The 12,245-nt window shown below is 60.3% G+C and carries 15 protein-coding genes; 4 read left to right on the top strand and 11 right to left on the bottom strand.

Features of this window, described 5'->3' with window-relative positions; translation table 11 throughout:
* Positions 1-63: 63 nt before the first annotated feature.
* Positions 64-486: a SufE family protein gene (locus R6X40_RS10015; RefSeq protein ID WP_318413264.1), complete on the top strand. Its 423-nt coding sequence runs from the start codon at positions 64-66 to the stop codon at positions 484-486.
* Here R6X40_RS10015 and R6X40_RS10010 read toward each other — a convergent pair.
* The 10 genes from R6X40_RS10010 to R6X40_RS09965 all read right to left on the bottom strand — a co-directional run bounded on the left by R6X40_RS10010 (position 483) and on the right by R6X40_RS09965 (position 8,976).
* Positions 483-1,322: a DUF6456 domain-containing protein gene (locus R6X40_RS10010; protein ID WP_318413086.1), complete on the bottom strand. Its 840-nt coding sequence runs from the start codon at positions 1,320-1,322 to the stop codon at positions 483-485. The two genes, R6X40_RS10015 and R6X40_RS10010, sit on opposite strands and share 4 nt — an antisense overlap.
* A complete protein-coding gene (locus tag R6X40_RS10005; RefSeq protein WP_318413084.1) occupies positions 1,315-1,776 on the bottom strand; it encodes a helix-turn-helix domain-containing protein in 462 nt (153 codons plus the stop codon). The genes R6X40_RS10010 and R6X40_RS10005 overlap by 8 nt, the downstream gene beginning before the upstream one ends.
* 231 nt (positions 1,777-2,007) lie before the next feature.
* A complete protein-coding gene (locus tag R6X40_RS10000) occupies positions 2,008-2,439 on the bottom strand; it encodes a MucR family transcriptional regulator (protein ID WP_318413083.1) in 432 nt (143 codons plus the stop codon).
* Positions 2,440-3,051: 612 nt separating this feature from the next.
* A complete protein-coding gene (mnhG, locus tag R6X40_RS09995; RefSeq protein ID WP_318413081.1) occupies positions 3,052-3,414 on the bottom strand; it encodes a monovalent cation/H(+) antiporter subunit G in 363 nt (120 codons plus the stop codon).
* Positions 3,414-3,788: a cation:proton antiporter gene (locus R6X40_RS09990; RefSeq protein WP_318413079.1), complete on the bottom strand. Its 375-nt coding sequence runs from the start codon at positions 3,786-3,788 to the stop codon at positions 3,414-3,416. The genes mnhG and R6X40_RS09990 overlap by 1 nt, the downstream gene beginning before the upstream one ends.
* On the bottom strand, positions 3,785-4,261 hold the full coding sequence (locus R6X40_RS09985; RefSeq protein WP_318413077.1) for a Na+/H+ antiporter subunit E: 477 nt from the start codon (positions 4,259-4,261) through the stop codon (positions 3,785-3,787). Before R6X40_RS09985 ends, R6X40_RS09990 begins: the two co-directional genes overlap by 4 nt.
* The gene (locus tag R6X40_RS09980; RefSeq protein ID WP_318413074.1) at positions 4,258-5,817 is read right to left on the bottom strand and encodes a Na+/H+ antiporter subunit D; all 1,560 of its coding nucleotides are present in this window, start codon (positions 5,815-5,817) and stop codon (positions 4,258-4,260) included. Before R6X40_RS09980 ends, R6X40_RS09985 begins: the two co-directional genes overlap by 4 nt.
* 5 nt (positions 5,818-5,822) lie before the next feature.
* The gene (locus tag R6X40_RS09975) at positions 5,823-6,200 is read right to left on the bottom strand and encodes a Na+/H+ antiporter subunit C (protein ID WP_318413073.1); all 378 of its coding nucleotides are present in this window, start codon (positions 6,198-6,200) and stop codon (positions 5,823-5,825) included.
* Positions 6,200-6,619 (bottom strand): Na(+)/H(+) antiporter subunit B, encoded by a 420-nt coding sequence (locus tag R6X40_RS09970; protein ID WP_318413072.1) that lies wholly within the window; start codon positions 6,617-6,619, stop codon positions 6,200-6,202. Before R6X40_RS09970 ends, R6X40_RS09975 begins: the two co-directional genes overlap by 1 nt.
* On the bottom strand, positions 6,616-8,976 hold the full coding sequence (locus tag R6X40_RS09965) for a putative monovalent cation/H+ antiporter subunit A (protein WP_318413071.1): 2,361 nt from the start codon (positions 8,974-8,976) through the stop codon (positions 6,616-6,618). The genes R6X40_RS09970 and R6X40_RS09965 overlap by 4 nt, the downstream gene beginning before the upstream one ends.
* A 260-nt stretch (positions 8,977-9,236) precedes the next feature.
* Here R6X40_RS09965 and msrB point away from each other — a divergent pair, with 260 nt between their 5' ends.
* The 3 genes from msrB (at position 9,237) to R6X40_RS09950 (ending at position 11,374) form a co-directional block, all read left to right on the top strand.
* The gene (gene msrB / locus R6X40_RS09960) at positions 9,237-9,644 is read left to right on the top strand and encodes a peptide-methionine (R)-S-oxide reductase MsrB (RefSeq protein WP_318413069.1); all 408 of its coding nucleotides are present in this window, start codon (positions 9,237-9,239) and stop codon (positions 9,642-9,644) included.
* Positions 9,645-9,781: 137 nt separating this feature from the next.
* Positions 9,782-10,285 carry a hypothetical protein gene (locus tag R6X40_RS09955; RefSeq protein WP_318413068.1) on the top strand — a complete coding sequence of 168 codons (504 nt, stop codon included), beginning with the start codon at positions 9,782-9,784 and terminating at the stop codon, positions 10,283-10,285.
* Positions 10,286-10,516: 231 nt separating this feature from the next.
* Complete coding sequence (locus tag R6X40_RS09950) at positions 10,517-11,374, top strand: DUF4118 domain-containing protein (RefSeq protein ID WP_318413066.1); 858 nt, start codon at positions 10,517-10,519, stop codon at positions 11,372-11,374.
* 31 nt (positions 11,375-11,405) lie between these two features.
* On the opposite strand, the gene trhA is transcribed toward R6X40_RS09950, so the two are convergent.
* Entirely contained in the window at positions 11,406-12,062 is a 657-nt protein-coding gene (trhA, locus tag R6X40_RS09945; RefSeq protein WP_318413064.1) for a PAQR family membrane homeostasis protein TrhA, read from the bottom strand.
* Positions 12,063-12,245: the final 183 nt, after the last annotated feature.

Raw genomic sequence — 12,245 nt, 5'->3', positions numbered from 1 at the left:
GCAGTTCTCATTTCGCCGCCCATCGCCTATATGAACGACATGGACCAGATGAACACATCGCCGATCACCCCGCTTGCCGAGATCATCGACAATTGTGCCTATCTCGATGATTGGCAGGACCGGATGAGCTATGTCATCGAACTCGGCCGCAAGCTGCCGGACATGCCGGAAGACAAGCGCACATCGGAAAACAAGGTGCAGGGCTGCGCCAGCCAGGTCTGGCTGGTCACTCATGCCAGCCCGGCCGCAAGCGACCCGATCCTGACATTCGAGGGCGAATCGGACGCGCATATCGTGCGCGGCCTGGTCGCCATCGTGTTGTCGATCTTTTCCGGCCAGCACGCCTCCGACATCGTCAAGACCGATGCCATTGACCTGTTTAGCCGCATGGGCCTGATCGAATACCTGACGGCGCAGCGTGCCAACGGGCTGCGCTCGATGATCAAGCGCATCAAGGACGAAGCCGCCCGCCAGCTGGTGGCCTAAAGGCTGAGATCAGCCGCGTCAGGCCGGTAGCCTTCCGCCCCCCAGGCATGGTTCTTCCTTTTCGCCTCGCGGGGCGGGGTATAGTGGCGGGCAAGTGCCATCAGGGCGGTCCGCAGCATCAGCTTGGCCGAACGCGCCGGCCATTGCCGCTCCCGTTCGACGATTTCCAGTCCCTTCTGGAAGCAGCAGACATCCAGCGCCACGCCGCAGAGTTCCGGCCCGATTGCCTCCATCGCCTTTCCCACCCGAAACCGCGCGGACATGGCGGAATCGCTGATATCAGCAGCACTGTTTGCGCTTCCCCTGGTCTTCGTGGACAGAAGCGGCTCGTAACGCATGGTGAGCCGTGGCTGCAAATGCGCCCGGGTAAAATCCGCATGCAGCCTCTCCCCCGCTGCGATCGCCTCCGGCGTCAGAAAAGGCTGGCCGGATTTCTCCTTCAGCCGGGTAGCAGCCCCGAGCGGCGATTCCAGCTGATTGACCCGGACGGCCTGACGGATACCCTCCACGGCGACAACTGCGGTCTCGATGTCGCGGTGCTGCTCCTGAAATGCCTCCGGCGCGCCCACGAGGGCGCGGCGCAGGAAAGGCAGCGCCTCAGCCGTTGCCCGGACGATGCAGCCCTCAAGGATGATCAACCCGAGCGACAGGGCCTGACCGACCGTCTTCGCAGCAACCTGTCCCGTCGGCCTGCCTTTCTGCGGGCTATTCCCGCCGAGAACGAGCGTGCCAGCGGCTTCCCCCGGCTCAAGCCGGACGGGTGCATGGGTGATGACAGCGCGAACGAAACGGACGAGATCTTTTTGGGCTGTGTGGGCACCGGCTACCTCACGCATGGTCCCGTCCCCCTGGCGCACCGAAAAAGCAAGTAACGACGCGCTCCAGCGCAGCGATAAAATCGTCGAAGGCCTGATCGTCGCGCCGGTCCTCGACGACATTGCAGGCATGGCTGACGGTGGTGCGGTCGCGGCCGAAGGAATAGCCGATATCGGTCAGCGAAATCTGCAGCACGACATGGCAGACATACATGGAGATCTGCCGGACATGGCAGCTGGTGCGGCGGCGATCACGCCTGAGCGGCACGCGCTCCCCCACCATCATCACCATTTCCGCCGTCACCTGACGCACGAGGCGGCATCTGTGGTGGGCGGCAACAGACAGGACCGGCCCCCATGGATCAGCGAGGGTGCCGGAACCGGGCGGCAGGATGGTGCGCTTCAGCACGCCCCCTCGCACGGGCAAGGACAGGTTTTGGGACAAGGGCCGGTGAAGGATAGTGTTGAGGTGCATGGCTCACTCCTTTAATAGGAATTAATTCATACACCCTAGTGTGATTACGGGGATGAATGGAAGCGCACCGCCACAACCACCCGTTGTTTTTCCATGGTTTTTAAGCCTTTTCCAGAAAATAATAGGTATATTTTCCTCGTTCCCAATTTTTCCGCATTGGCTATGCGCACAAAAAAGCCGGCCTGTGGGAGCCAGACCGGCTTTTCGAATTATTACTTATATCCGCGTGGTTTACTTCACGCGGCGCTTGCGGCGTTGGCCAAGGCCCATTTCCTTTGCGAGGCGCGACCGCGCTTCGGCATAGGCCGGTGCGACCATCGGATAGTCGGACGGCAGGTCCCACTTCTCGCGATATTCTTCCGGCGACAGGGTGTGATGGGTCATCAGGTGGCGCTTGAGCGACTTGAACGTGCCGCCGCATTCCAAACAGGTAATCTGGTCGTCCTGAACTGACTTGCGCACCGAAACGGCAGGCTTCGGCTTTTCGATCACAACGGCGACTGGAGCCGGGCTGCTCGTGTTGTGCAGTGCAGCATGCACGTCACCGATCAGCGTCGACAGTTCGGCGACCGGGACGACATGATTGCCGACATAAGCGGCGACGATCTCGGCGGTCAATTCGACCAGTAGATCATGGCTTGAGCCAAGCGGTAGATCCGTCATTTTTTCTTTCTCCTATCGGAATCACTTCAAACGTGCCTGCGACGGGTTTATCGCGAGCACAACCAAACCATTTTGAGAAAGCGCCCGAACATCGCGAGGTCCTGCCCGGCCAGATGCACGTTGGCTCTGGCGGCGACAGAAAATCACGACAACTGCATAATACTCCCAATTCCTAGGGGTTGAAATCCGTCACCAAAGCGCCGGTACAACCCTGCGCCTCAAAGCAACAAATAATATTCACAACCCATGCTGGAATTTCAGAATGAAGTAATACGAAAACAGACACTTTGCCTTTACTCGATTAACATCGATCGGGCAAAAGTCCAATCATAATTTATGCGAGATTTAGCCTATTGAACTTTAAAGACAGCGCATATCAGCGCGTAATCAGAAACATTACGACACATTTTGCCGCAGAGGCTGTATGGCTCGGCAAGTAATTGCTATTTTACTTAGCATTAACCACATTGTTTCCAGCAATACCAAGTCCCAGCTGCCAGACATTCTAGTGAGGGGGCTGATTGGCCGGTACAATAAAACCGGCACCGCTTGATGAGAATCGCGCGAACGCATGCATCGCGGCAGAATGCGTTCGATTAAAGGCACAGTGCGTCAGAGGGCACGGGATTTCTGCGGCGACTGCGGCATCTGATCGGTCACGGACAGATTGGTCAGCCGGTACCCGGCCTGATGTGCGGCCTTGGCAAGCAGGTGGGCCGAAAGCGGTGCCGTCAGCACGAAAAAAGCAAAACCGGCAAGGGCACGCAACAGGATGCCGATATCCATTGCGTGGATGCCGGCCGCCAGCAGCAGCAGGCCGGAGCCGATCGTGCCGGCCTTGGAGGCCGCGTGCATGCGCGTATAGAGATCGGGAAAGCGCAGCAACCCAAGCGCAGCCAGAACGCTGAACAGCGACCCGATCACCAGAAGCGCACTGACGACGAGCGCGGTCAGCATGTTGAGATCATCTGCCATCACCGGGCTCCCTTCCTGTTGCGGTGCACCAGCTTGCCGCGCTTGGCCTTCTGCGCCGTAGGCAGCGTGCTCCCTCTTCCCTTGTCCTTTTCCGGCGAGAGGCCACGCGCCAGGATGAAGCGGGCAAAGGCGACAGTTGCCAGGAAACCGACGAGGCCGAGCGCAATGGCGATATCGATATAGAGATTGAAGCCGCTCTTGATGGCAAGGACAGCGATGAGGCCGATGGCAATCGCCACCAGCATGTCGAGGCTCAGAACCCGGTCTGGCAAGGTTGGCCCGCGCAGGATCCGCAACACCGTCAGCAGCAGGCCTAGCGACAGGGCAATAAGCGCGAAGGAGGTGGAATAGGACAGGATGGCTGCGGCGTTCATAGCGGAAAGGCCTCCCGGATACGGCGTTCGAAACCGCCAGATATCGCCCGCTTTTCCGCCGCCGGATCATGGCAATCGAGCGCGTGCACATAAAGGGTCTTGCGGTCTTCGGAGACATCGACCGACAGGGTGCCCGGTGTCAGGGTGATCAGATTGGCAAGCAACGTGATTTCGAAATCGCGCGTCAGCGACAGCGGGAAGGCAAAAATGCCCGGCCGCAATTGCATGTTTGGCCGCACCACCAGGACCGCCACCTTGATGGCCGACAGCGACAGCTCCTTGAAGAACAGGCCGACGAGCAGCAACAGCTTGAGGGGACGGACGCGGTGGCGCGCTGCATCGAATTGCTCGCGCACCAGCCACATCGACAGCGCGCCGACAGCAAAGCCCAAAAGCAGATTGTGCAGGGTGAAACTGCCGGATACGGCAGCCCAGATCAGGGTCAGCAGAAGATTGACGGCAAGAAATGTCATGGCGTCCCTCCCGCCGGAAAGACGGAGTTGAGATAGGCAGACGGCTCGTTGAGCGTCGCTGCGGCCTGTTGCACAAGGTTCATCAGTGTCTCGGGGAAAATCCCGATGATAATACTGAGCGCCGTCAGGCACAGCAGCGGCAGAAGGGCCGTGAAGGCCAGGGGTTCCGGCTTTGCCGCAGTCTGCGCCTCCACGGGGCGCCAATAGGCCAGCAGGAAAACCCGGCCAGTAGCGATCGTGGTAAGAAACCCGGAGAGCAGCAAGATGGCGGCCAGCCAGGATACACCGCCATCGATGGCGGCCTTCACCAGCATGACCTTCGGCCAGAAGCCGGAGAACGGCGGCAGGCCGGACACCGAGAAGAACAGCATCAGCGACAGCGCCGTGAACAGCAGGTGGTGACGATAGATCCCACCGGCAGCACTCAGCGAAAAACCACCGCCCAGCCGGGCTGCGACACCGGCTGCCAGATACAGCGCCGTCATCACCAGCATCGAATGCATGGCGTAGAAGATGACCCCGCCAATCGCTTCCGGACCGCCGACGGCGATGCCGGCCAGCATGGCGCCGATGCCGGAGACGACGAGATAACCGAGCAGGCGGCGGGTATCGCTCTGCGCCAGGGCACCGAGCGAACCGGTCAGCATCGTCAGCGCCGCAACGATAGCCAGCACCAGGCTCAGCTGCTCGCGCTCTGCCGGAAACAGCATGACGCCGATGCGGATCAGGGCATAGATCCCGACCTTGGTGAGCAGGCCGGCAAACAGCGCCGACACGACAATGCGCGGCGTGTGATAGGAGGCCGGCAACCAGAAATTCACCGGGAACGCGGCCGCCTTCATCGAGAAGGCGAGAATGTAGAGCCCCGTCAGCGTCACCAGCGGCGCCGCCATCTGCAGGCCAGGTGCCTTGCGGGCGATATCGGCCATGTTGAGCGTGCCGAAGATGCCGTAGAGATATCCGGTGGTGATCAGGAACAGCGTTGTGGCAACGAGGTTGAGAAAACCGTATTTCACCGCCCCGTCGATCTGCTCGCGCTCGGAACCGAGCACCAGAAGACCGAAGGACGAGATCAAGAGCACCTCGAACCAGACATAGAGATTGAAGACGTCGCCGGTCAGGAAAGCGCCGCTGACACCCGCCATCAACAGCATCAGGAAGGGATAGAAGCCATAACGCCTGCCACTGGCATTGACATCGTCGATGGCAGCGATGGCACCGATGAGCGCCACCACGGCCGATGTCAGTGCAAACAGGGCACCGGTGAGATCAACCGTGAACGCGATGCCGAACGGCGGCAGCCAGCGGCCCATGACCATCGTCACCGGCCCGCTCTGGACGACATGCCACAGCAGTGCCGCGTCAAGCACGACCAGGACGGCAAGCCCCAGAACCGCAATCAGCGGCTGGGCCATACCCCTGTGGCGGATCATCATCAGGATGGCGCCGATGGAAATGCACCAGACGACCGGCAGGACGACCAGCCAGTCGAGTGCCGCCACCGGTTCGAGAACCAGGGCTGCGGAAAGATCTACGGGAGAAGTGGAAGCGGCCATGTCTGTCAGTATCCGAGCGGTGGCGGCTGGACATCGTCCGGCTCGGCCACGCGCATTGCATCGGTGTTATCCGTTCCAAGACCGCTATAGGCGCGCCAGGACAGCACCAACAGGAAGGCAAAGAACGAGAACGAAATCACGATCGCCGTCAGGATCAGCGCCTGCGGCAGCGGATTGGCGGTCGCACCGGCGGGCACGTCAAGCCCTGCCCCGATCACCGGCGGCACCTCGCGCATGATGCGGCCACTGGTGAAGATCAGAAGGTTGACCGCATTGCCGAGAATGGCGACGCCGAGCAGCATGCGGATGATATACTTCGACAAGAGCAGGTAGACTGCGACGGCAAGGAAGATGCCGGTCAGAACGGCGAGAACGGGTTCCATCAGTCTTCCCCCCTTTCCTCGAGCGAGAGGGCAATCGAGGTGACGGCGCCGACGACGACGAGATAGACACCGATATCGAACGTCATGACGCTCGACAGCGGGATCTCCTCACCGAGGATTTTGGGATAGATCCAGAGACCGGTCATGAACGGCACATGCAAGACCATCGACAGCACGCCGGACAGCGTTGCCAGCAGCAGGCCTGCACCGGCGATCGACAGCGGATGGAAGACGATGGCCCGTCGCACGGTCTCGACGCCAAAGGCGATGCCGTAAATCGACAGGGCGGCAACGGCGATCAGCCCGCCGATGAAACCGCCACCCGGCTCGTTATGCCCGCGCAACAGCACGAAGATCGAAAACAGGATCGTCACGCTGACGACAACCGGGGCGATGGTGCGGAAGATCAGCGATTTCATCGGCCGGCCTCCTCCGCATCCGGATCATTATCGGCCATGCGGCGCATCGATCCGGCCCTGAGCCGCACCAGCGACAGAACGGCCAGTCCGGCGATCATCACCACGGCAATTTCGCCCAGCGTATCCGTACCGCGGAAATCAACGATGATGACGTTGACGATATTGGCACCGTGGGCGATGGTTTTCGAATATTGCGCGAAGAAATCGGACAGGGACGTGTTGAACGGCACCTGCGTTACCTTCAGCAGCATCAGGCCAGCCCCCAGCCCGCAGGCAATGGCGATCGCCGCATCCGGCAAGGTCTCGCGGAATGGACGGTGATCGGACGCAGACAGCTTGAGCCGCGTCATCACCAGCGCCAGAATAACGACAGCCAGGGTTTCGATCATGAACTGGGTGAAGGCCAGATCCGGCGCGCCGTAGAGCAGGAAGATAACAGCGACGGAAAAGCCCTGGATGCCCAGCGACACGATCGCCGTCAGCCGGTCCTTGGCGAGAACGACGGCAAAGAGACCGATCACCGCAATAATCATGATGGCCAGTTCGTGCACCGGAATGGACGGAAACACGGGCGCCAGCGCCAGTTCGCCAAACAGGAACGGCGGCACGAGCAGGACGAGCGCCACCATCACGAAGGTCGCCGTCATATAGCTATCCAGCCGGCCGTTCTGCAGCCGCCGGGTGACAGCAAAGGACATGCGAACCAGCCCACGGATGGCCTGATCGAAGCCGCGGTCCGGCCCCCAACCGATCCATGCGAGAACCGACGCGATGCCCGCCCTCACCTGCGCAAGGCCAAGATAGAGGGCAATGCCGATGATGACGGTCAGGCCGGACAGCGAAAGCGGTACGCCAATATGCGGCACAAGCGAAACAGCCACAGTGCGCGGCTCACCGGCAATGGCGGATGCCATCGGCGTGGAGAACAGCATATGGACGGTGCCCGACAGGACGGCGGCGGCAAGGCCAGCGAGCGCCAGAACGGCTGGCCCCAGCCAGAGCAGCACCGGTGCCTCATGCGCATGTTTCGGCGTGGCGACGTGCTTTCCAACGAACGGCTTCAACCCCACGGCAAAGGCAACGGCAAACATCAGCGCGTTGCCGGTCAAGGCGAGAACCGCAAAAGCAATCGAGCGCGGATCAAAGGACGAGAGTGCGGCGTAAACCTCTTCCTTGGCCAAAAAACCAAAGAATGGCGGCATGCCACCCATCGAGATGGCGCTCGCGAGCGCGATCGCAAAGGTCAGCGGCATCGCCGAGCGCAGCCCGCCGAGACGGGTGACGTCGCGGGTGCCCGTCTCGTGGTCGATGATGCCCGCCACCATGAACAGTGCACCCTTGAACAGAGAATGCGCGACAAGATAGAGCGCAGCCGCTTCGATGGCATAGGGCGTACCAAAGCCGGTGAGCATCACCAGAAGACCGAGCGACGACATGGTCGTGTAGGCGAGCATCAGCTTCAGATCGGTCTGGCGCACGGCCAGAAGCGCGCCAATGACGAGCGTGGTGGCACCGAACACCGGCAGGATGATCTGCCATTCCGGCGTACCGCCGAGAACAGGATTGAGCCGCATCAGCAGATAGACGCCGGCCTTCACCATGGTGGCCGAATGCAGATAGGCGGAAACCGGTGTCGGTGCCTCCATGGCATTCGGCAGCCAGAAATGGAACGGAAACTGCGCCGACTTGGTAAAGGCACCGCCGAGCACCAGAACAAGCGCTGCAAGATAAAGCGGGCTCGCCTTGACCATCGGGCCAAGCGTCGACAGATCCGAAAACTGAGTGACGCCGGAGATGTTCCAAAGCACGATCAGACCGGCGAGCAGGAACAGCCCGCCCCCACCGGTGATGACCAGTGCCTGAAACGCGGCGCGGCGCGCGGCCTCGCGGTGATGATCGAAACCGATGAGCAGGAACGAGGTGATCGAGGTCAGTTCCCAGAAGACGAACAGCATCAGAAAGCTATCGGAGGCGACCAGGCCCAGCATCGATCCCATGAACATCAACAGGAACGAGAAGAACCGGCCCTGATGCGCGTGCCCCTTCAAGTATCCACCGGCATAAAGCACGATCAGTGCACCGATACCCGAGATCAGCAGGATGAAACCCAGCGACAGACCGTCGATCAGCCATGAAAACCGGACATTGAAGGATGGCACCCACGTGTAGCCACCAGCAACCGCTGTGCCTCCAGCGATTTGCGCCGTAAAGCCGGCAAAGTGGACAAAGATGGCGGCAGGGATGAGCGCGAGCACCCAGGCGGCGTTGTGGCCAAGCATTCGTGTCAGCAAAGGCGCAAAAAGTGCGCCCAGAAAGGGAAGGCAGAGGGCCAGAAATGTCAGATCGGTGACATTCATGGGTCAGCAGGTTCCTTTCGTGAGTGGGGTGCCTAAAAGCAGGGATGGCGGCAACAAATGCCACAGCGTCTACCATTGGGAATAAGGCAAGCGATGGGTAAACTCAAGGTTATGGCGGGATATACAGGTCCTCCTCCCCAGTTGTGCCCCGCAAAACGCCGGCGGTATCCCAACGTCAATTTGGTCTTCCGGCCCTTGGTGGCAATTGTCACAGCCCAAGTCCGTCCTATCTGCTGCGCCATAACGTCACGGAGAGGCCGATGAACGCGAAAAGCACCCTGAAAGTCGACAAAACCGATGCGGAATGGCGGGCGCAACTGACCCCGGACCAATACCGGATCACCCGCCAGCACGGCACCGAGCGCGCCTTCTCAAGCCCGGATTTCGAGCTGGACAAGACAGGCGTCTATCACTGCGTCTGCTGCAACCGGCCGCTCTTCCGGTCGCAGGCCAAATTCGATTCCGGAACGGGATGGCCGAGTTTCTTCGAGCCGATGTCCATGAGCGCGGTGACGGAGCATCACGATACGTCCTATGGCATGAGCCGAATCGAGATCCGCTGCGCCGATTGCGACGCCCATCTCGGCCATGTCTTTCCCGATGGCCCGCCGCTGACTGGCTTGCGCTATTGCATGAATGGTGTCGCCCTGACGTTCGAGCCGGAATGAACGCGATCGGATATCGCCCTTCAAAAAGACAGGGCTGCCGTCTTGCACTGTCCTGCGACCTGCCGCGAATATAAGCGGGGCTTGCAGCGTTCCGTTCTCAGGGTGGGCAGCGCTCTGCTGCGAATGGGGAGACTGTCTTGAAATATACGCTCTTGCTGATCGTAGCTTTTTTCACCGCAATCCCCGTTTTGGCGGCTGATGGATGGATCCGTTATTCCAATCCGCGCTTCGGATATGCTGCCGAGGCGCCACCCGGCTTCACACTGACGCAGGAAAGCGATAATGGCGACGGCGCAACTTTTGAGTCAAAAGACGGCGCCAGGCTGTTGATATTTGGCGCATTTGTCGAAGGCGGCGCATTTACGGCCGATATTCGCCAGCGCATCGCATGGGACAATCAACAGGGCTGGCAGGTCACCTACGATAAGGTGACTCCAGGATGGGCAAGCTATTCCGGTGCAAGAGGCGGCGACATTCTCTATTCCCGCGCCGTCACCTTGTGCGACGATAGCGCTGCCTATTTTCAGCTGACCTATCCACGCAAGGCGCTGAAGGCTTACAACAGCCTAGTCAACCGCATGGTAACGTCCCTGCGCCCATCGACGGGATGCAATCATGCGCCGGCAGCAGCACCGAACTGACATCGATTGCCACAGCATCACATTCGGGCTCAAGGCTCGGTACGCAGCTACAAATGCCACCGCCCCAGATTCGATTGCGGAACGGACGCCTCAAACGGGAGGCGCAGAAGGCAGAATTCACCTCACGTTTCACTCACGCCCGAATTGCAGCGGGTGTATACTCAGCTCGTCTATCGCAGCTGCGTCCGCCGCTCTGGCGGCAGGACCGCATAATCTGGCGGGAGTTGAACAATGACACAGGTTGAATCCGGGCTGAGCCAAGCGATCACGCCCCTGCGGGCCGACGATCCGTTTCTGGTCGAGGCTCCATCGCAAGCCCCGGCTCTGACGGGTTATTTTGCATCGCTCCTGATGACCGCCGCCGCAACGGTCGTGGCGATCGGCATCGATAGCGGCATGAACATCCCCAACGTCTCGCTCGTCTTCGTCATACCGGTGATCATCGCCGGCGTGACCTTCGGGCTCGGGGCCTCCGTCTGCTCGGCGATCCTTGGCGCGCTTGCCTATAACTTCTTCCTGACCGAGCCGCGCTACACGCTTGCGGTTAGCGACCCGGCCAATGTCTGGGCGATTGCGCTCCTGTTTCTCGTCGGGCTCATCGTCAGCAGCGTTGCCTTCACCTCGCGCCGCCGAGCGATCCAGGCAGCACTGCTGACAAAACAGGCCGCCGTATTGCAGGACTATAGCCGTGATATCGGTGCGGCCAGCGACACGAAAGCAGTCGTCTCCACCACCTCCAAGACACTTGCGGCGCTGTTCAACGTTCCAGCCGTCGTGATCCTGATGACCGGCAGCGACGTTGTCTCCGTCAACAGCACCGGTGGAATGGAGCTTCAGGCCGGCGATCTGGATGCAGCACGGTCATCACTGGCGATGGGTTCTGTGGCGCGTGCCGGTGTCTACCCGGCTCTGGCCTCACGGTTTGATTTCTGGCCTGTGACGACGGCGGTGGGCCAAAGCGCTGTCATCGGGCTCGCATTTGCGCCCGACCAGCGGCCCTCGTCCCCCGATACGTCTGTCGACATCATTGCGCGTATTTTGGCTTTGGCGCTCGATTTCCAACACGTCAAGACCGCACGCGGCGCCTAAGCTGACTGACGGCCAAGACGCGATCGGCAGCTCAGCTCGCAGCGCTGATGCAGGTGAGAACGGCGGAATAATGCACGGCGGCGGCGGTGACGACGAAGCCGTGCCAGATGGCATTCTGGAAGCGCAGCTTTTCCCAGACATGGAAGATCACGCCACAGGAATAGATGATGCCGCCAATCAGAATGAGGATCATCGTGGTTTCCGTCAGCTGCGACAGAAGCGGACCGGCGGCAAAGACGCCGCTCCAGCCCATCGCGAGATAGAGCAGGATCGCCACCTTGTCGAAACGGCCCGGAAAGACGCATTTGATCAAGACGCCGACAATGGCGATCGTCCAGATGCCGATCAGCATACCGAACAGATAGGGATCGTCCCAGCCGCGCTGCAGGAACGGCGTATAAGTGGCGGCGATCAGGATGAAGATCGACGAATGGTCGAAGCGACGCAAAAACCATTTGGTCTGCGATACCGGATAGAGGTTGTAGAGGAACGAAATCGACAGCGTCGCCACCAGCCCGGCACCATAGATCCAGGCGGCCACCAGCTGTCCCGACGTGCTCCACACACTGGCGTAGAAGATCATCGCAGTGACGCCGATCAGCGCAAAAGCCAGGCCGACACCGTGGACCACACCATCAGCGATCAGCTCGGAGCGATCGTAGTTCCACTTGATGCCCTTGATTTCCACGACAGCCTCTCAACATTTATTTCGGTGCGGTCTCTTACGACCACGTCCCCTACCTTTACGTAAACCGCCGATGCAGAATGCCGTCAACAGTGGCGTCCGGCAAGCCCGGCAGCGCAACAATCTGACACGGGGTCCGGGCAGAAACAGGGCCGGAAAGATCAATAATTGCAACAGGCGGACATC

The organism is Rhizobium sp. PL01 (assembly GCF_033447125.1).
In the GTDB taxonomy this organism is placed as follows: Bacteria; Pseudomonadota; Alphaproteobacteria; order Rhizobiales; family Rhizobiaceae; genus Pararhizobium.
This window is presented reverse-complemented; position numbering and strand designations above follow the sequence as displayed.